The sequence below is a fragment of the Undibacterium sp. TJN19 genome, assembly GCF_049339485.1.
Lineage (GTDB): Bacteria > Pseudomonadota > Gammaproteobacteria > Burkholderiales > Burkholderiaceae_D > Undibacterium.
The window spans coordinates 215,700-235,396 of the sequence record NZ_JBMPPL010000005.1 but is presented as its reverse complement, the minus strand read 5'-3'; the positions used below and the strand labels follow the sequence as shown (position 1 = coordinate 235,396).

At 53.0% G+C, this 19,697-nt stretch carries 12 protein-coding genes; 6 read left to right on the top strand and 6 right to left on the bottom strand.

The window, feature by feature from the left end:
• Positions 1 to 9 precede the first annotated feature (9 nt).
• Together ACO0LH_RS16165 and ACO0LH_RS16160 are read left to right on the top strand one after the other, a co-directional pair.
• Positions 10 to 6,063 carry a filamentous hemagglutinin N-terminal domain-containing protein gene (locus ACO0LH_RS16165; RefSeq protein WP_422942145.1) on the top strand — a complete coding sequence of 2,018 codons (6,054 nt, stop codon included), beginning with the start codon at positions 10 to 12 and terminating at the stop codon, positions 6,061 to 6,063.
• Positions 6,032 to 6,766, top strand: coding sequence for a FecR family protein (locus ACO0LH_RS16160; RefSeq protein WP_422942144.1), 735 nt, complete (start codon positions 6,032 to 6,034; stop codon positions 6,764 to 6,766). Before ACO0LH_RS16165 ends, ACO0LH_RS16160 begins: the two co-directional genes overlap by 32 nt.
• 104 nt (positions 6,767 to 6,870) lie before the next feature.
• On the opposite strand, the gene ACO0LH_RS16155 is transcribed toward ACO0LH_RS16160, so the two are convergent.
• The gene (locus ACO0LH_RS16155; protein ID WP_422942143.1) at positions 6,871 to 7,806 is read right to left on the bottom strand and encodes a M48 family metallopeptidase; all 936 of its coding nucleotides are present in this window, start codon (positions 7,804 to 7,806) and stop codon (positions 6,871 to 6,873) included.
• 294 nt (positions 7,807 to 8,100) lie between these two features.
• Between ACO0LH_RS16155 and ACO0LH_RS16150 the strand changes: the two genes are divergently transcribed.
• A complete protein-coding gene (locus ACO0LH_RS16150) occupies positions 8,101 to 9,708 on the top strand; it encodes a MutS-related protein (protein ID WP_422942142.1) in 1,608 nt (535 codons plus the stop codon).
• A gap of 26 nt (positions 9,709 to 9,734) precedes the next feature.
• On the opposite strand, the gene ACO0LH_RS16145 is transcribed toward ACO0LH_RS16150, so the two are convergent.
• The 4 genes from ACO0LH_RS16145 to glyQ all read right to left on the bottom strand — a co-directional run bounded on the left by ACO0LH_RS16145 (position 9,735) and on the right by glyQ (position 14,272).
• On the bottom strand, positions 9,735 to 10,484 hold the full coding sequence (locus ACO0LH_RS16145; protein ID WP_422942141.1) for a lysophospholipid acyltransferase family protein: 750 nt from the start codon (positions 10,482 to 10,484) through the stop codon (positions 9,735 to 9,737).
• 33 nt (positions 10,485 to 10,517) lie between these two features.
• A complete protein-coding gene (gene gmhB, locus ACO0LH_RS16140; RefSeq protein WP_422942140.1) occupies positions 10,518 to 11,081 on the bottom strand; it encodes a D-glycero-beta-D-manno-heptose 1,7-bisphosphate 7-phosphatase in 564 nt (187 codons plus the stop codon).
• A gap of 90 nt (positions 11,082 to 11,171) precedes the next feature.
• A complete protein-coding gene (gene glyS, locus ACO0LH_RS16135) occupies positions 11,172 to 13,256 on the bottom strand; it encodes a glycine--tRNA ligase subunit beta (RefSeq protein WP_422942139.1) in 2,085 nt (694 codons plus the stop codon).
• 86 nt (positions 13,257 to 13,342) lie between these two features.
• Positions 13,343 to 14,272: a glycine--tRNA ligase subunit alpha gene (glyQ, locus tag ACO0LH_RS16130; protein WP_422942138.1), complete on the bottom strand. Its 930-nt coding sequence runs from the start codon at positions 14,270 to 14,272 to the stop codon at positions 13,343 to 13,345.
• 469 nt (positions 14,273 to 14,741) lie between these two features.
• Here glyQ and ACO0LH_RS16125 point away from each other — a divergent pair, with 469 nt between their 5' ends.
• Positions 14,742 to 17,237, top strand: coding sequence for an EAL domain-containing protein (locus ACO0LH_RS16125; protein WP_422942137.1), 2,496 nt, complete (start codon positions 14,742 to 14,744; stop codon positions 17,235 to 17,237).
• Complete coding sequence (locus ACO0LH_RS16120) at positions 17,230 to 17,502, top strand: hypothetical protein (RefSeq protein ID WP_422942136.1); 273 nt, start codon at positions 17,230 to 17,232, stop codon at positions 17,500 to 17,502. Before ACO0LH_RS16125 ends, ACO0LH_RS16120 begins: the two co-directional genes overlap by 8 nt.
• Positions 17,503 to 17,533: 31 nt before the next feature.
• Here ACO0LH_RS16120 and ACO0LH_RS16115 read toward each other — a convergent pair whose 3' ends face one another.
• Positions 17,534 to 18,541 carry an aldo/keto reductase gene (locus ACO0LH_RS16115; protein WP_422942252.1) on the bottom strand — a complete coding sequence of 336 codons (1,008 nt, stop codon included), beginning with the start codon at positions 18,539 to 18,541 and terminating at the stop codon, positions 17,534 to 17,536.
• A gap of 160 nt (positions 18,542 to 18,701) precedes the next feature.
• On the opposite strand from ACO0LH_RS16115, the gene ACO0LH_RS16110 reads away from it, so the two are divergent.
• Positions 18,702 to 19,622, top strand: a complete 921-nt coding sequence (locus ACO0LH_RS16110; protein ID WP_422942135.1) for a LysR family transcriptional regulator — start codon at positions 18,702 to 18,704, stop codon at positions 19,620 to 19,622.
• The last annotated feature ends 75 nt before the right edge of the window (positions 19,623 to 19,697 follow it).

The following is a 19,697-nucleotide window of genomic DNA, read 5'->3' as shown; positions in this document are numbered from 1 at the left end:
AGGAAGAGCATGAGGAAAGAAATCAATATGTCCGCTCAGTCTGAACCGGTGTTGTGGACGAAACTGACATTCAAACTGATACCGGTTTTGCTCGCAGCCTGCTTCAGTCAGACAACAGCATTGGCCAATCCGGTGGGCCAGCAAGTGGTGAATGGCAAGGTGACCTTCAACAAGGACGGTAATCTGTTTACGATTACCAACACGCCTGGTGCCATCATCAACTGGCAGGATTTTTCCATCAACGCTGGTGACATCACCCGCTTCATGCAGGAAAGCAGCAACAGCACGGTACTGAACCGCGTAACCGGGCAAAACCCGTCGCAGATACTGGGTGCATTGCAATCCAATGGCCGTGTGTTTTTGATTAATCCCAATGGTGTTTTGTTTGGTAAAGGTGCGCAGGTTGATGTGAATGGGTTGACCGTTTCCAGCCTGGGCATGACCGATAGTGATTTCAAGGCCGGCAAGCTGAATTTTGCTGCCGGTGGACAAGCCGGTAAAGTCAGCAACCAGGGGGCAATTACTACGCCCGCCGGTGGCAAGGTTTACCTGATCGCCCCTGATGTAGAAAACAGCGGCATCATCACTGCGCCAAATGGGGATGTATTGCTGGCTGCGGGGCAGTCAGTTAAGCTGGTCGATTCGGCTAATCCCGATGTGCAGGTTGTTGTCAGCGCCAGCAATAATCAGGTTGTGAATCTGGGGCAGGTCATTTCCCAGGGCGGCAGGGTAGGTATCTATGGCGCATTGATCAGCCAGCGTGGCCTGGTCAGCGCTGACAGCGCAGTGATTGGTGAAAATGGCAGGGTTTATTTCAAGTCCAGCCAGGACACCATACTTGACATGGGCAGCCGCACGTCGGCAACGAACAGTGCAGGCAAGGGTGGCGATATACAAATTTTAGGTCAGCGTGTGGCGCTGGCAGGCAATGCGCAGGTGGATGCCAGCGGCGCAAGCGGTGGCGGCCAGGTGCTGGTTGGTGGCGATTATCATGGTGAAAATGCGGCGGTAATGAACGCCCAGCGCACCTTTATCGGCAGCGATGCACAAATCAGCGCCAATGCCGGTAAAACCGGTGACGGTGGCAGGGTGATTGTCTGGTCGGACCAGGTGACGCGCGTGAACGGCAGCATCTCTGCACAAGGTGGCACACAAAGTGGCAATGGTGGTTTTGTTGAAACTTCGGGTAAGCAAAACCTGGATTTCCATGCCAAAGTGAATGTCGGTGCGGCACGTGGCAAAAATGGTACTTTGCTGCTTGACCCGTCTTCCATTACTATCGCCGGTGGTACGGGCGACGGTGCCAGCGATGGTGTCGGTACCTTCCAGGGTAGTGCGATCGGCAGCATTAATTTTGCCGACGGCAGTCCGACCACAGTGTATCAGTCAGAACTCCAGGGTCTGTCGCCGGGCACCAATATCGTATTGGAAGCCACCAATTACATAGACACCAGCGGTACTTTTTTTGGTAGCCAGATATCCCTGCCCAGCAATTCCAGTCTGACGCTCAGGACGCGCAATGCTGCTACCGATATCAGTGCGACACGCGGTATCAACCTGACCGGCGCTGATCCCAGCCTGGAAATCCGTGCCTCTGGCTCGGGTAGTATTACCATGCAGACTGGTACTGGTGCTTCCCCACAAACTGCCGATATTCTCGTCGCCAAGTTGACCACCAGTGGCGCGGCAATTAACCTGAGTTCCAGTGGCAAGACGACTGTCACGAATCTGATTACGACACCGGGCGGACCGGGCGTTGGCGGCAATATTTCCGTCACCAGTTCAGGTGCTGTTTTTGTCGGTGCCAACGGTGCCGATGCCAGAGGCAACTCTGCGGCCAATGGTAATGTCACCCTTTCGAGTGGTATTGATATTACCCAGGTCAATGGCTCAACGATTTATGGCAATGACCTCAAGTTGATCGCAGCCACCGGCATGCACGGTTCGGCAGTCACTGACAATATGGCGGTGCAGGCAACGAAATTGAATGCACTCAACACCAGCAGTGGTGATATCCGTATAGCCAGCGTGGGTGCCAACCTGGCAATCGGTGATGTTGGTTCTACCGGCTATGGTGTCAAGCAGCAAGGTTCTGGTGGTATTTACCTCAGTTCGCCAACAACATTTTCTACCAGTCTTGGTGCGCTGGTATCTGCGACCAGTGGACCAGTCAGTATCAACGGTGCGGCCGGCGTCAGTCAATCAGGCGCTGCCAACATCACGACCAGTGGCGGTGCCATCACCGTGCAGACTGCGGATGCAGATGCGCTGACAAGCACGACTTCAGGTGCACAGATCAATAGTGGCGGTGGTGCCATTACGATACAGTCCGACAAGATGGATTTGCTGGGCAGTGTCAATGCAGGCAGTAATGGCGTCACTCTGCTGCCAAATGCGGCGGGTAATATTCATCTGGGTACAGTGGCAACCAATCTTAATTCAGGTACGCTGGAATTATCTGCTACAGAATTGAATGGTATTACGGCATCACGCCTGAAAGTAGGCTCAATCAGTGGTGCTACGATTGATATCAAGGGTGCGTTGAATTCCGGTTCTGGTGGTGCCTTGCAAAACATCAGTGGTTCATTGACCTTGAATTCTGGCAATATCATTTCCCAGCAACCGGGCGCAGTGATTGCCGGTGCCAGTTCCCTGCAAGTGCGCGGTTATGGCGTGAACCTGCCGGAAGCCAATACCGTTGGCGTGATCTCTGGTTCAAGCAACCTCAGCAGCTTTGTTTATCGCTCTGTTAATGGAATCAATGTTTCGACAGTCGATGGTTATAATGGCATTAATGCAGGCAGCTCTAGTATCAAACTGACATCAGACTCAAGCGCGGGTATCAGCCAGGCTGCTGGTAGCCCCATAGTGGCTTCCGGGCTGGCTTTGCAAACCATAGGGCCCGTATCTTTGCTGAACACAGGCAATAGCTTTACTTCGCTGGCGGCTGACCTCAATCCTGGCGCACAGGGTACTGGCGGTTTGAACATATTTACGTCAGGCGCATTGAGCACCACTTCTGTCTCGGGTATCACAGACATCACAACCAATAACCAGGCTGTGCAGATATCGACGGGCACAGGTGCAGCCTTGACCATTTCCAATAACGTCAATGCAGGTACTGGCAAAGTAAGCTTTATCGCTGACCTGCTTTCATTGGGTGGCGTGGGTACAGTAACGGGCTCTGATTTTGCTGTGCGCCCTTTTACAGCAGGTCGGTCGATTACTGTTGGTTCTGCCAGTTGTGCCTTGCCACCTTGCCTGGCCATCACCAATCTGTATAAGGTCAATGCAGGCAGCGTTGCGATTGGCAGTGATAATCCGGGCAATGCAGCCGGCGCCATTTCTGTCGCATCGATTACAGATACCAACAGCAGCGCTGCTACAGATATCAAACATCTGACGACTACCCGCGTTGCCCTGTTGACTGGTGCCGATATTACGCAGTCAAATGCGATTACGGTACAGGACCTGGGTTTGTCCGCAGGCAGTACTATCACACTGAACAATACCAACGTCATCAGCAATCTTGCCGCCAAAGTGACCAGCGGTGGACTTAACCTGAGCAATACGCAAGGCATCAATGTCGGCAGCCTGTCTGGTGGCAGCGGGGCCAGTACCTATAGCCTTGGTGGTATTACCACCGCAGGCAATGTCAGCCTGAAGGCAAACAGCGGTGACATCAACCTCGCAACTCCTGTCAATGCAGGTACAGGTACTGTAACCCTGATGGCATCTGGCGGGGCGATCAACCAATCTGTAAATAGTGTCGCCATTACGGGAGGCGCACTGGATGCGACTGCCGCCAATGGTATAGGCAATGGCACTGCGCTGAAAACGCAAATACCATTACTGCTGGCGACTAATTCAGGCAGCAATACCGACATCAAGATCAATAATACCGGTGCTTTGAATATCCAGAATCTGGCGCAGACTGCTGTTGGCAGCACAGGCAATATCACCATCGATAATATTGGTGCCATCACCATTGATAATGGTAGTGCCGTACGCACCAAGGCCGGCAGCATCAGCCTGGTGGCGCATAGTCCGCTGACCGTGAATGGTACGGTTGCCAGCGCCAATGGCGGCAATATCACGCTGGAGGCCGGGGCCTCGGGCAGTACCGCTGACAAGCTGACAGTGGGCAGCACTGGCGTGGTTACGACCAGTGGCAATATCCTGTTGAAAGCGGGAGATGCCATTTTGATCTCCGGCACGGTCAGTGGCGGCACAGTCACCCAGCAAGCATTCCAGAATGTACCTTTGCCCACGCTGACACAATGTATTGCCAACCCGTCAACCCCTGGTTGTTCATCGGTATTGCCTAGCCTCACGGCCTGTATTGCGAATCCCAATCTGGCCGGTTGCAGTGTAGTTTTGCCTAGTGTGGCCGCCTGCCAGGCTAATCCCACACTGGCCGGTTGCAGTGCTGTATTGCCCAGCCTGAGTGCATGTATCGCCAACCCCGGCCTGTTTGGTTGTGCAAACGTCTTGCCTAGCCTGGCAAGTTGCCAGGCCAATCCTAACCTGGCGGGTTGTAGTGTCGTGTTGCCTAACCTTGCATCCTGTATCGCCAATCCATCCATACCGGGTTGCAGTGCTATCCTGCCAAACCTGGCTGCCTGTATTGCCAGCCCCAGCCTGGCTGGCTGTAGCGCGGTATTGCCGACACTGTCTCAATGTATCGCCAGCCCATCCACATCTGGCTGTAGCGTGATCCTGCCTGCCTTGGCGGCCTGCATTTCCGCACCCAATATTGCCGGCTGCTCGGCAGTGTTGCCTAGCATTGCCGCCTGTACTGCCAGCCCGACGCTGGCAGGTTGCAGCGCTGTCTTGCCTACACTGAGTGCCTGCATCCAAAGCCCGTCGCTGGCCGGCTGTAGCGCCGTCCTGCCAACGCAGGCAGCTTGTGCTGCCACACCAAGCTTACCAGGGTGCAGCGCCGTGTTGCCAACCCTGGCGGCCTGTATTGCAACACCGTCGCTGGCAGGATGCAGCAGTGTCTTGCCATCGCTGGCAAGCTGTGTGGCCAGCCCATCCCTGCCAGGTTGCAGCGTCGTGTTACCGACCCTGACAGCCTGTATCGCCAACCCTGCCATGGCCGGTTGTTCAGCCATATTGCCTACACTGGCAGCTTGTACAGCATCACCAAGCCTGCCAGGTTGCAGTGCGGTTCTGCCTACGCTGAGTGCCTGTATTGTGACGCCAACGCTGGCTGGTTGTAGTTCCATCTTGCCTGGGCTGACTGCCTGTATTGCCAGCCCAAGCTTGCCAGGTTGCAGCGCTGTCTTGCCTAGTATTGCCAGTTGTCAGGCTAATCCTGGGCTTGCTGGTTGCAGTGCGGTCTTGCCAACGCTGGCGGCTTGCACTGCTGCACCCACTACACCAGGCTGTAGCGCAGTTTTGCCTGGTCTGGCAGCTTGTACCGCCAATCCTGGTCTGGCTGGTTGTAGCGCGGTCTTACCAACGCTGGCGATCTGCACGGCCAATCCGGCGACGCCTGGTTGTGCAGCTATCCTGCCGAGCTTAAGCGCCTGTGTCGCCACCCCTGGTTTGCCCGGTTGTGCTGCGGTCTTGCCGACCTTGAGTGCCTGCATCACTTCACCTTCCTTGCCTGGTTGCAGCGCTGTATTGCCTACACTGGCAGCCTGTACTGCCAATCCTTCGATTGCCGGTTGCAGCCTGGTATTGCCGACACTGGCAAGCTGTGCCGCCAATCCGGCTATCAGTGGTTGCACAGCAGTGTTGCCAAGCATTAGCCAGTGCGCGGCCAATCCAGGTTTGCTGGGTTGCACGATAGTCTTGCCTATTGGTGACATCAGAACCGGTAGCGTATTGAATAACTCGATTAATGCGGCGCTCAATAACTTCATCAGTTCAACACTTGCCATTACCAATGCGATTTCCAATGCGGACAATTTCTTCGATAGTGGTTTTGGTGGCGCAAATGGTTCAGGTGGCGCAGGTGGACCCAGCCGGTTTGAACAAAGAAGCAGCATTGCTGGTACCAGAGATAACGGAGTAATAAAAAATGCTACTGATAAAAAAATGTACTGCAATTAAGTTCTTCTTCCTTGCGGTACTGTGCCTGAGCTGGTCATTCGCTTTTGCCGCTCAGGTCGCGGGTACAGTCACGCATTTGAGCGGGCCACTGATTGCCAAGAAAGCCGATGGCACGGTGAAGGTATTGTCACAGCAATCCACGGTGGAGCAGGGTGATACCCTGGTGGCTGAAAAAGATACCTACGCCCGCATCAAGTTTGCTGACAACAGCGAAGTCACCTTGCGTCCAAATACACAATTGAAAATCGACCAGTTTTCTTTTGAAGAAGACAAACCCAGCAAGGATGGCTTTACCATGACCTTGATCAAGGGGGGCTTGCGTTCGATTACCGGTTTGCTGGGCAAGCGTAATAAAGAGCGTTTTGGCTTGAATACGCCGACAGCATCGATAGGTATTCGCGGCACGACTTTCATTGCCGAATACATTCCGCCAGAGCAAGCTGATGGACAGGCGGGCGGCAGGGCACCGGGCCTGTATGTGCAAGTGCTGGACGGCACGGTCTTCATGAAAAATGACGGTGGCATGATCGATGTGACCATAGGCCAGTTTGGTTTTGCCATCAGCTTCAGCAAGCCACCCGTGCTGTTGCCGAATAACCCTGGCATGCAATTCACGCCACCGGCGACTTTCCCGCTGGGCGCAAATTCAGATACTGCCAATAATGAAAGTAAATCGGGTGCATTGATTTGTGAAGTGCGTTAATGTTAATTAGTCAGCAATAGCAAGAAATAATAAAGCGCTGATGTCCGTTATCAATGGACATCAGCGCTTTTACTTTGCAGTGTCAGCTTTTTGTGATTGCAGCATCAGAATGCCGGCAAATCGGCACTCGCATGCTGTTTCAATTTATTGCGCGCCAATTCAAAATCAGGAAACACCGATTGCACCGTTGCCCAGAAACGTGGGCTGTGGTTCATCTCACGCAGATGCGCAAGTTCATGGGCAATCACATAGTCGATGATCATTGGCGAAAAGTGGATGAGCCGCCAGTTCAGACGTATCTTCCCTTGTGAGGTGCAAGAACCCCAGCGTGTGGCCGCAGCCGACAAGGCCATGCTGTGATACCGCACATTCAGTTTTTCAGCGAAGACAGGCAGGCGTTCGTTGAATACCCGCCTGGCTTCCTGCTGCAACCAGGCCTGCACACGGTCTTTCAATTGCTGTTCACCTGCATCTACAGGCAGGTTAATGACCAGCATATTTTCGTCAGCCTGGAAATGTGTGCCAGAAACAGATGCGGGTGCAATACGCAAGGTCACTTCGCCACCCATGAAGGGCAGTTTGGCGCCATCTTTCCACTGCATCTTTGGTTCCAGCTGGCGTTGCGTGCGTTCGCGCCTTTCTGTCAGCTTGCGCAAGATCCAGGCCTGTTTCTCGCGTATGGCCTGTTCAATATCCGCAATCGTGACCCAGCGTGGTGCGGTGATGCGCAAGCCATCTTCATTGATCAAAAAACCTATGCTGCGACGTTTCGAGCGTTGCAAATCGTATTCAAGCAGATAGTCGTTGATTAATATCCTGCGCTTGTTGCTGGTGTTGACAAAGGTCGATGGCGGTACAGATGTAGAGCTTACCGGCGTAACAGGCAAGGCCGTATCCGGCTGCTTCTTGTCAGCCTGTGGTGGCAGTTTTGGTACAGATGGCGTAGACCGCAAACGGTCCGGCACCAGAAAGTCGCTGAATAAATCTAGTTGCAATGCCAGTTGTATCGCTTTGCCAATAGAGGGAATACTTGGTTTCATTTCAACTTAAAAATCTTGAGTCCAAAATCAGGGGAGATAACAAGCCAGGCACTTCCAAATCGCATCAATGAATAGATCATTTTTAAATTTTTTTGCTTGCTTATTTTGAGTAGTTTGACCTATTTCTGGCAGTTCGTGTTTTTGTGCCTGAAAACTGCTTTTCTCATGGTGTATTTGGCATTGATGAAACGCAAAAAAATTTACGCCATCTTGTTTTTCATCTAATTGCCTACACCTTTGCCTGCAATAGCCAGCGTGCCCCATGCGGCTGAATCAACCGGAAAAAATTCCAGCATGTTTCACTTGAATATCTTGCAGAAAATCTGGCGTCGTTTCATTGCAAGACTGGTGATACTGTCGCCCCTGGTGGGGAGGGCCCCACTAGACTTTCCTTTTGCTCTCAGCGATATTGCCCAGCTTTACCGCAGTACCCTTGCAGAAGACACACCAGTCACAGACGAACAGACAGCGGCAGATTTGCTGCTTGATGACTACGCGGCGAGCCTGACCAGGGGCAGCAGTATTTTTGCGCAACAACTGGTGCATAAGCGTTTACGCGCAGGCGCGGGCAGCAATGATTCGCCTTCCCGTATCGCTGCTTTGCTGCAGGACACAGCTTTACAGCAAAGCCTGACGCAGCAATGCCATTTGCTGCGCCAGGTCGATACAGAAATCAGTGCAACGCTGTTTGCCGGTGATGTTCCCGTACCGAGGAAAAATCCAGAAAGGGGTGATTGGGTATTGCGCATGCTTCCGCTCTTGATGTTGTCCCTGATCGGGCTTGCCTTCGCCGTCAGTGCGTATTTATGGACAGGTGTATTGCTTGTCTGGATCGTATTGATGCTGATACAAATGCATTACCATGAAGTGGCGGCCGACTGGGCAAGAAAAATGCAGGCGCTGCAAATGCTGTTAATCACTTTTAATTCCCTGGGTGGCGTTGAACATTCAGAGGCGGCGATTTGTAAAGCAGGGCGTCAGCAAGCCAATAAAGTCATTCGCGGCATACGGCGCAGTAATGTGACGTTGCAACCGGCTTTGCGTGATTATGCAGACTGGCTCATGCTCGACAATGTAAGACATTATTTTAAAAGTAGCACTGTCGTCCGCGACAATCTGGAATTTTTACGCGAAGCCTTTTTACTTGTCGCCAGCCTGGAAACTGACCTGGCCATCGCGCGTCATTTGCAAGGGCAGGCGCAGTATTGCTGGGCAACACCAGCGGCCAAAAAACAGTTGAAGATGGAGCAGGTTGTTCATCCCTTGCTGGAAAAATCAATACCCTTGAACATGGCGCTTGATGGTAAAGGCGCTTTTATCTCAGGCCAGAACGGCATAGGTAAAAGTACCTTGCTGCGTACCGTAGGTCTGAACCTGATTACTGCACGTGCCTTTGGGTTTTGCTATGCCCGCACCGCCGCGCTACCGGCGTTGCAGGTTTATGCCAGCATGCAAAGTGAAGATTCACTGATGGGCGGCGAAAGCCTGTACCTGTCTGAGCTGCGACGTGCAAAAGAATTATTGGAATTTTCCAGGCAGGGTCACGATGCCCTGTTCATCATTGATGAAATCTTTCGCGGTACCAATCACCTGGAATCAGTCTCGGCAGCAGCAGCCGTTCTGCACACCTTGTGCCAGACACAAATGGTCATAGTCTCTTCTCACAACCTGGCACTTGCACCCTTGCTCAATACCTGTCTGCAACCGTACTGCGTCACCCGACTTGTAGACGAGCAGCATTTGCAACTGCTGCCAGGCGTATTGGATAAAACAAATGGGATTGCCTTGCTGGCCACGCATGGCTTTGGATCAGAACTTGATCGCAAAGCCAGGCGGGTGTATGACTGGCTAGATAGCTATATGGCACATCCGGCTGAATGTGAAGACCTGCTGGATACTTGAATCGCAGCCTGGTTGACGCTGACTTTTTAGTTCTTTTCTTCTGACTGATACACCGCCGGTGAAATCACGCGCATTTCAGCTTCTATCCATTTCTCCACTTCCTGCATCAGTTCAACCGCATTCATGCCATCGGGGGCAATGGGTTTGCCAACCGAGACTGTGACTGTTCCAGGCAGTTTGATGAAAGAATTTTTTGGCCAGCATTCGCCGGAATTCAATGCAACAGGAACGACCGGTGTATTGGTTTCTACTGCCAGACGTGCGCCGCCGCCTTTATATTGGCCCTTTTTACCGACGGCAATACGTGTGCCTTCCGGGAACATGATGATCCATTGTCCGTCAGCCAGGCGCTTGCGGCCTTGCGTGACGACGTGTGCAAAGGCATCCTTGCCTTTGCTGCGGTCTATCGGGATCATGCGCAACATCGAAATCGCCCAACCAAAGAAAGGGATGTAGGTGATCTCTTTTTTAAACACGAACACCAGTGGGCGTGGTGTTGCCATCAACAGGAAAATGGTTTCCCAGGCTGACTGGTGTTTCGATAACAGAATCGCCGGGCCATCGGGAAAGTTTTCAAACCCCCGGGTTTGATAGCGGATACCGCAAATGACCTTGGCTGCCCAGATGATGAAGACATTCCAGCGTGCCGTAATATAGTAGCGCTGGTTGTAAGGCAGAAATGCAAACAGCATGCTGATGGGTGCCCAGATGACGGTGAAAATCGCCATCACCAGCAAAAAGATCATCGAGCGTACAAAAAGGGTGAAACGAAGCATGAAATCTCCAGTGCTTGCGAAACTGATCCGGTGTCAGATCGCGATGTTAAATTCAGACGAGGAATTTTCCAGTAATTTTTCGACCATGGCTGCCAGGTCAGGATAGACCTGGGTACCTGGTGGCAAGCCCCCTTTTTCATGGGTCTTGCTGCCTTTGCCGGTCAATACCAGATGCGGCAGGCAGCCGACGATAAAGCCCGACTGCAAATCACGAAGAGAGTCACCGACACAATTGACGCCCTTGAGGTTGATGTCATAGCGGCGGGCGATTTCCTGCAACATGCCTGGCTTGGGCTTGCGGCAATCGCAATTTTCATCTGCCATGTGCGGACAGAAAAAAACCGCATCAATACTGGCCCCGACTTGCTGGGCCGCAGTATGCATTTTCTGGTGGATGGCATTCAGGGTCGCCATGTCAAACAGTTTGCGGTCAACGCCAGACTGATTGGTGGCAACCACCACGCAATAACCCGCCTGGTTCAGGCGGGCAATGGCTTGCAGCGAACCCGGTATCGGCTTCCATTCATCGGGCGACTTGATAAAGTCGTCAGAATCCTGGTTGATGACACCATCGCGGTCGAGGATGATGAGTTTCATCTGCATTCCTTATCTTGATTCCTTCAATGCGCTCAATTGCGTCAGCATATTATGACCATGCCTGATTGCCATGTCTGTCAAGCTTATCACTCAGGCAGCCAGTTTGGAAATATCTGCTACCTGGTTCATCATGGCATGCAGGCTGGCCAGCAAGGCCAGGCGGTTATTGCGCAAAGCCGGGTCTTCTGCATTGACCATGACATCATTGAAGAAAGTATCCACTTCAGTGCGTAAGGCTGCCAGTGTTTTCAGCGCGCTGCTAAAGTCACCTTGAGCAAATGCCACATCCACCTGTGGTTTGACATCTGCCATCGCTTTTGCCAGCGCCTGTTCAGCCGCTTCCTGCAACAGAGCAGCCTGTACCGCGCCGGGGGTGCCTTCGGCTTTTTTGAGGATATTGGTAATACGCTTGTTGGCAGCTGCCAGGGATTCTGACTCTGGCAATGCTGCAAAGGCTTGCACAGCTTGCAGGCGTTCAACGATGTTATCGAGCGTGTCTGGGTTCTGGGCGACGACGGCTTCGACTTCATTTGGCGAAAAACCCTTGTCGCGCAACTGACCACGCAAACGCTCCAGCAGGAACGTCAATACTTCTGCCGATGGGTCCTTGAAATTGGCATTGCCTGCAAACAGTGCGACTGTCTGCGCCAGCAAACTGCTGAGCGACAGGCTCAGGCGTTTTTCTACCAGCATGCGCAAGATACCCAAGGCATGGCGTCGCAAGGCGAAAGGATCGCGGTCACCGGTAGGTTGCAAACCTATGCCCCAGATACCGACCAGCGTTTCCAGTTTATCTGCCAGGGCAACAGCCGTGCCGGTCACGGTGGCAGGCAGGCTGTCGCCAGCAAAACGTGGCTGGTAATGTTCAGATGCGGCAGCGGCGACATCAGCGTGCTCGCCATCATGTTGCGCATAATAAGTACCCATGATGCCTTGCAGTTCAGGGAACTCACCAACCATATCAGTCAGCAGATCAGTCTTGGCCAGCAAGGCGGCGCGTTCTGCCAGTGCCACATCGGCATGCAGGGCCGCAGCGATCTTGCCTGCCAGAGCGGTGACGCGTTGTGTACGTTCGGCCTGGCTGCCCAGCTTATTGTGGTAGACGACGTTTGCCAGCAGCGGCAGGCGTGATTCCAGTGTTTTCTTCTTGTCTTGTTCGAAAAAGAATTTTGCATCGGAAAGACGCGGGCGCACGACGCGCTCATTACCCTGGATGATGTGCTGCGGGTCAGCAGTTTCCAGATTCGATACGATCAGGAAGCGTGAACGCAATTTGCCATTGGCATCGGTCAGCGCAAAGTATTTCTGGTTTGTCTGCATGGTCAGAATCAGGCATTCCTGCGGTACAGCCAAAAACTCCTGTTCGAAATTGCATTCATAGACGACAGGCCATTCCACCAGCGCGGTCACTTCATCGAGCAGGGACTCAGGCATCAAAACCTGATCAGTACCAGCCTTGCCCAGCAGCGCAGCGCGTATCTGTTCTTTACGTTCATTGAAACCGGCGATCACCTTGCCTTCGTCTTTCAGACGCGCAGCATAGTCATCTGCATGGGCAATACTGACTTCACCAGTCGATAAAAAGCGGTGACCCAGTGTGATGCGGTCGCTATGCAAACCCAGCAAGGCCAGTGGCACGATATCCGTACCATGCAAGGCGATGATCTTGTGTACAGGGCGCACAAAATGCACAGTCTCGCCATCCGGGCGCTGATAACTCATAACTTTCGGGATAGGCAATTTGCTGATCGCTTCTTCCAGCGCCGTCTGTAATGCCGGTGCCAGCGCAGAACCTGGGGCAGTGTGGCTGTAAAAGAAGCTTTCGGCCTTGCCATCGGCAGCGCGTTCCAGATCACTGACCTGCAAATCGGGAAAGCCCAGTGCAGCCAGTTTTTTTGCCAGCGGTGCAGTGGCATTACCGTTGGCATCAATCGCTACGGACACCGGCAATACTTTTTCACGCAACAGTTTGTCTGGCGAAGTCGTGCGCACCTTGCTGATGCTGACAGCCAGACGGCGTGGCGATGCATAACTGGTGGCAACGGCATCAGCTTCGAGAAAATCGCGTGACTTCAGGCCCGCCAGGATGCCGGCAGTAAATGCATCGCCCAGTTTGGCCAATGCCTTCGGCGGCAGTTCTTCAGTAAATAATTCGACTAACAGTGTTTGGCTCATGTTTCTTTTCCTACGTTCTGGCAGTGTGCCGGAATCTGTTTAAATATTCAGCAGCGACGGGATGCCCAGGCATCCGGTAACAACAATCAGGCGGCTGGCTTGTGTTTGTCATCGGCAGCGCACATGGGAAAGCCCAGTGCTTCACGCGACGCATAGTAAGCTGCGGCCACCGCGCGCGACAGGTTGCGGATGCGGCCTATGTATGCGGCTCTTTCCGTTACCGAGATTGCACCGCGGGCATCGAGCAGGTTAAAGGTATGCGCGGCTTTCAATATCATTTCGTAAGCCGGCAGTGCCAGGGATTTTTCTGTCACTTCCAGCAGGCGCTTGGCTTCTGCCTCGTAATTGGTGAACAGCGAAAACAGGAACTCGGTGTTCGAGTATTCAAAGCTGAACGTCGATTGTTCAACTTCATTCTGATGGAATACATCGCCGTAGGACAGACGTATTTTCTGGCCGTTTTCTTCCCGCTCGGTCCAGACCAGGTCATAGATATTATCTACACCTTGCAGGTACATGGCCAGACGCTCCAGGCCATAGGTGATTTCACCGAGGATAGGTTTGCAATCCAGGCCACCTACCTGCTGGAAATAAGTGAACTGCGTGACTTCCATGCCGTTGAGCCAGACTTCCCAGCCCAGACCCCAGGCACCCAGCGTCGGGTTTTCCCAGTCGTCTTCGACAAAGCGCACGTCATTCTGCTGCAAATCCAGGCCCAGGGCTGTCAGGGAACCCAGGTACAGATCCAGGATATTTTCAGGCGCGGGCTTCAACACCACCTGATATTGATAATAGTGTTGCAGACGGTTCGGGTTTTCACCATAACGGCCATCTTTTGGGCGGCGCGAAGGTTGCACATAGGCGGCACGCCAAGGCTCTGGCCCGATGGCGCGCAAAAAGGTACCAGTATGCGAAGTACCCGCACCCACTTCCATATCGTAAGGCTGCAACAGGGCGCAGCCTTGTTTGTCCCAGTAATCTTGTAATGTCAGAATGATTTGTTGAAATGTGAGCATCGTGCTGTCTGCCTTTGTCACTTCTTTGAAGAAGCGATGGATAAAGTTTGCCAAACCTTAGATTTTAACGGCTTTTCCCTTGTACAGGCGAATTTGCTTGCGCTTGTTTTGTTAATTCGACACGATTTTCCTGAGTGTTGAACGCCACTCACCAAACTGGAGCAGGCTTGCAGGAAAAATCCCGGTTGAAACTTCTGGAAATCACAGCTTGCAGGCCCAACTGGCTGACAGGTTTGGTGAGAAAAAGGGAAATTAGTTTGTACGCATGACTTAATTGCAATGAGCTGACATTTTTATCCAGGTTTTGTCGGGGTGTTTGTCCGGGTTTTGAGAAATTTCAATGAAACCCCACGAAAACCATCAGCAGCGCATCACTACGGGCGGTTTTTGTTGCAAATAGTGTTTGTACAGGGTATAAAAATCCACTTGCCAAAAATAATAGCGTGCTGAACAGGGGACCGCATACGACATGGCTATCGACGAACTGAACCAGGAATCAAACGACACACTGGATGCCGAGTCGCACAGGCTTGAGGCATGGTACCTCTTGCTGGGCGAACTATCACACTGCCTGTGGTACGCCGATGATTTGCCAGAGATGTTGCGCGGCTTTTGCCGCATCCTGGTACAACGGGCGGGGTACAACTGCGCCGAAGTCGAACTGGATCTGGGCGATAAATCTGAGATTTATCGTTTTCGCAATGATTTACCTACCGACAGCAAGGCGCAGTACCTCAGTTTGCCGCTGCAACGCTTTGGTTATTCACTGGCGCATTTGCGTGTCGGCGCCAGCTTTCCCCTGCATGAAGGCAGTGAAGCACATGCCATATTAAGCCGTTTTGCGATAGAACTGGCGCAAGCCATTCATTCCCTCAGTACCACGCATGAACACCATGACCTGCAAGACAATGTAGAAATGCTGGCACTGTCAGTGCAGCAGAGCAGTTTTGCCGTGGTCATCACGAATGCAGGCGGTGAGCTTGAATATTGCAATGACAGTTTTTGCCGCATCTCTGGTTATACCCAGGCAGAAGTCCTGGGGCAGCATATTTTCTGGAATTCCGGTGACCCTGCCGATGAAAAAGTCATGCGTGTGATTCTTGCCCTGAAAGTGGGTGAACACTGGCAGGGCGAAGTGCTCAGTCACCGCAAGGACGGCAGCACATATTGGGAAAGGCAGATCGTCAGCCCTCTGTGCAATGTAGATGGCCACATCACCCACCTGGTCGCCATCAAGCAAGATATCACTGACAGTAAGTTCCAGTTGAAAGAAGTTGAACAGGCCCTGCTATTGCGTGAACAGGCGCTGGTATCGAGCAGCAATGGCATCATGATTACCCGCAGTGATGACAGCGACCATCCCATCGTCTATGTGAACCCGGCTTTTGAGAGAATCACCGGTTACAGTGCGCAGGAAGTGATAGGTCGTGAAGGCCGCTTTCTCGTCAGGGAAGACCTGGCACAGCCTGATCTGGAAGAAATCCGCACAGCCTTGCGTGAAAAACGTCCGGGTTGTGCCTTGTTGCGCAATTACCGCAAGGACGGCACGCAATTCTGGAATGAATTGCATATCTCGCCAGTCAAGGATGCCAGCGGTGCCGCCACCACGCATTTTGTCAGCGTCATCAATGATGTCAGCGAACGTGTCAATTACCAGAAAGAACTCGAATACCAGGCAACCCACGACAGCCTGACCGGTCTTGCCAACCGCAACCTCCTCAATGACCGCATCACCCAGGCGATCGCGTGGGCCAAGCGCCAGAATTTATCAGTGGGCCTGATGTTGCTGGACCTTGATCATTTCAAGCTGATCAATGATGCATCCGGTCATGGTGCGGGTGATGCCATGCTCAAGCAGGTTGCCCAAAGGCTCACGCATTGCGTGCGCGAAACGGATACCGTTGCCCGTTTGGGTGGCGATGAATTCGTCATCATCCTGACAGATTTGCCAGAAACCGGTGACGTCGATGTGGTGGCAGAAAAAATACTGGGTGCGCTGGCCCGGCCCTTTGAAATTGACGGGCATGATGTGTTTGTCACTGCCAGTATAGGCATTTCACTGTACCCGCGCGATGGTGACCATGGCGAGATATTATTGCGCTATGCCGACATTGCCATGTATCGCGTCAAGGAGCATGGGCGCAACAGCGTGCGCCAGTTCGTGCCTGAGATGGGGGTGACGGCGATCAGCCGCCTGAATATGGAAGGTGCCATGCGGCGCGGGCTGGAGCGGCATGAATTTACGCTGCACTATCAGCCCAAGATAGAATTGGGCAGTGGCCGCATCGTTGGGGCTGAAGCGCTGGTGCGCTGGCATCATCCGCAAATCGGCCTGATACACCCGATAGAATTCATCCCTCTGGCGGAAGAAACAGGGCTGATCCTGCCGCTTGGTGAATGGGTCATGGCGGAGGCTTGTCGCCAGCAGGTAAGCTGGCAAAAAGCTGGCATGACAGATCTGAAGATTGCCATCAATATGTCACCACGCCAGTTCAGGCAGGAAGATTTATCTGACCGCGTGGCGGCCATTTTTGCCGAGACGGGCGCTGACCCGCGCATGGTTACGCTGGAGTTGACTGAAAGCATGGTCATGCAAGACGTAAACAGTAACCTGGTCGCCTTGCGTGCTTTGAAAAACCTGGGGCTGTCAATTTCGCTTGATGATTTTGGCACGGGTTATTCCAGCCTGTCTTACCTGCGGCGTTTCCCTATTGATGAACTGAAGATAGACAAATCCTTCATCAACGACATCCATGAAAACCCGGATGATGCCGCGATAGCCAGTGCTATTATCGCCATGGCGATCAGCCTGGGGTTGAACGTCGTCGCTGAAGGTGTGGAAAGAAAAGAGCAGGCCGACCTCTTGCGCAAAATGGGATGTACCCAGGTACAGGGCTATTATTTTGGCCGCCCCTTGGATGTGCCGGGTTTTACTGCACGGTTCCGTGAGCTTCGCAATGAATAAGCTGCTCTGGCGTGCAGGCAAGGTCACGGAATTGCCAGAATTGCTGATGCAGGCAACGCTGGAAAAATCTGCGGCAATCGGGACGGCGACCGTCTATCATTTCAGACATGATGGCATCGAAAAACTGGCGGTCTCGCTGCCGGACGGGCAGGCATTGATCATTGAAGCCGCAGCGACCGGCAGACCACGACGCCGCCGCATCGACCCCTTGAAGGCCGATGCGGGCAAGGCTGATGTACCTGTCCCATCCTCTGCTGAAGACTGAAACAGTACGACTACATCTGCCCAGTTTTTACTTATGCGTGGCTCAGATTTTCGCTGTCAAGTGAGGCCATCGCATGTTCGTTGTAGCGTGTACCGGCAACTGCTTCGGCGGGTACGGCCTGTTGAATTGCCTGCAAATCTGCTGCACCCAGCCTGATATCCAGTGCGGCTAATGCCTCGCTGAGACGATCACGGCGGCGTGCACCGATCAGGGGCACGATGTCCTGGCCTTGCGCCAGTACCCAGGCAATAGCAGCCTGCGCCACACTGATACCCTTGCCATCAGCAACCTGACGCAAAGCCTCAACCAGTGCCAGGTTACGGTCCAGGTTATCTCCCTGGAAGCGTGGGCTGACCGAGCGGAAATCACGTGCGCCTGTGTTTCGTTGCTGGTTCCAGTGTCCGCTCAACAGGCCGCGTGACAAGACGCCATAGGCAGTTATGCCTATGCCCAGTTCGCGGCAGACTGGCAGTATCTCCTGTTCGATGCCGCGTGAAAACAATGAATATTCAATTTGCAGATCACTGATGGCATGCACTGCCGCAGCACGTCGCAAAGTCGTGGCACCCACTTCCGATAAACCGATGTGGCGCACGTGGCCGGCCTTTATCATATCGGCTATCGCGCCTACCGTTTCTTCCACCGGCACTTGTGGGTCGACACGGGCCAGGCGATACACATCGACATGATCCGTACCCAGGCGCTTCAAGGTGTAGGCCAGTGCGTTCTTCACAGCGGCGGGCCTGCCGTCCATGCCCATCCAGTTGCCCTGCGGGTCACGCAAGGCACCAAACTTGACGCTGATTTTCACTTGTTCACGTGGCAGGTTTTGCAGGGCTTCCTGTATCAGTAATTCATTATGGCCCATGCCATAAAAATCACCGGTATCAAGCAGGTTGATACCCGCGTCCAGCGCGGCATGGATAGTGGCAATGCTTTCCCCGCGATCTGCCGGGCCGTACAGGTCCGACATACCCATGCAACCCAGGCCTATGGCGGATACTTGTGGGCCTGTATTTCCCAATTGACGTGTTTCTATCTTGTTCATTGCAAATTCTCCATTGAGTGCTATTCATGCCTGCCAGCGAGATTGCAGCAGCTGAGACGTATTGTAGATATAATGAATTTATGAATAAAGTAGGTAGAATTGCCAACACTGCTCAATAAATCTAAACAATAGTATTGTGCATAGAGGTGATATGGATAAATTTCAGGCCATGCAAATATTTGTCAGCATCGTCGAACAAGGCAGTTTCAGCCGTGCTGCTGAACATCTGCAAATGCCCAGGGCCAGTGTGACGTTGAGCATCAAGCAACTCGAAGCGCATCTGGGTACGCGCCTGTTGCAGAGAACCACCCGCCAGGTCAGTACGACGGCAGATGGTGATGCCTATTACCAGCGTTGCCTGCGTCTCTTGGCCGACCTCGAAGAAACCGAATCAGCATTCAGCCACAGCCTCATCAATCCGCGTGGCAAGCTCAGGCTGAATTTGCAGGGCTCCATGGGTAAAAGTTTCGTGATCCCGGCCTTGCCCGAATTTTCTACCAGATACCCCTTGATAGAGCTGGAAATTGGCATGGGTGACCGTCTCGTCGACCTGGTACGTGAGGGGATTGACTGTGTCTTGCGTGGTGGGGAATTGCGTGATTCCAGCATGATTGCACGCCGCGTCGCCAACATGATGCAAATCACCTGCGCCAGCACCAGCTATCTTGAACGCTTTGGCGTGCCGCAAAACCTGGCAGACCTGAAACAACATCTGGCCGTCAATTATTTTGCCTCACACACCGGGCGCAATATGGATTTTGAATTCATGGTTGACGGCAAATTACAGCTATTGCCCATGAAAAGCCTGGTTGCCGTCAATGATGCTGACGCTTATGCCGCCAGCGCAGCAGCAGGCTATGGTCTGGTACAGTTGCCCCATTTTCACGTGGCTGCACAACTGGCCGCGGGTACCATGCATGAAGTGCTGGCCGACATGCGCCCACCGCCCATGCCTTTATCGCTGCTCTACCCACATCACCGGCAACTGTCGCCGCGGGTCAGGGTATTCGTCGAATGGCTGAGCGCCCTGATGGAAAAACATGCGGCCTTATTTTCCGGGCCGCCTGTGTGAATGCTAATATTTATGCAATTATTTCTGGATTGATTGCTTATTTATTATTGATATCGATATTGTTTTAATCATTTT

What these genes read in the sequence shown, in the direction of transcription:
- ACO0LH_RS16155 (WP_422942143.1), bottom strand. Translation starts at nt 7,806, where the DNA reads ATGAAACCAAGTATTCCCTCTATTGGCAAAGCGATACAACTGGCATTG.
- ACO0LH_RS16165 (WP_422942145.1), top strand. Translation starts at nt 10, where the DNA reads ATGAGGAAAGAAATCAATATGTCCGCTCAGTCTGAACCGGTGTTGTGG.
- ACO0LH_RS16150 (WP_422942142.1), top strand. Translation starts at nt 8,101, where the DNA reads ATGTTTCACTTGAATATCTTGCAGAAAATCTGGCGTCGTTTCATTGCA.
- glyS (WP_422942139.1), bottom strand. Translation starts at nt 13,256, where the DNA reads ATGAGCCAAACACTGTTAGTCGAATTATTTACTGAAGAACTGCCGCCG.
- ACO0LH_RS16145 (WP_422942141.1), bottom strand. Translation starts at nt 10,484, where the DNA reads ATGCTTCGTTTCACCCTTTTTGTACGCTCGATGATCTTTTTGCTGGTG.
- ACO0LH_RS16125 (WP_422942137.1), top strand. Translation starts at nt 14,742, where the DNA reads ATGGCTATCGACGAACTGAACCAGGAATCAAACGACACACTGGATGCC.
- ACO0LH_RS16160 (WP_422942144.1), top strand. Translation starts at nt 6,032, where the DNA reads ATGCTACTGATAAAAAAATGTACTGCAATTAAGTTCTTCTTCCTTGCG.
- ACO0LH_RS16120 (WP_422942136.1), top strand. Translation starts at nt 17,230, where the DNA reads ATGAATAAGCTGCTCTGGCGTGCAGGCAAGGTCACGGAATTGCCAGAA.
- gmhB (WP_422942140.1), bottom strand. Translation starts at nt 11,081, where the DNA reads ATGAAACTCATCATCCTCGACCGCGATGGTGTCATCAACCAGGATTCT.
- glyQ (WP_422942138.1), bottom strand. Translation starts at nt 14,272, where the DNA reads ATGCTCACATTTCAACAAATCATTCTGACATTACAAGATTACTGGGAC.
- ACO0LH_RS16110 (WP_422942135.1), top strand. Translation starts at nt 18,702, where the DNA reads ATGGATAAATTTCAGGCCATGCAAATATTTGTCAGCATCGTCGAACAA.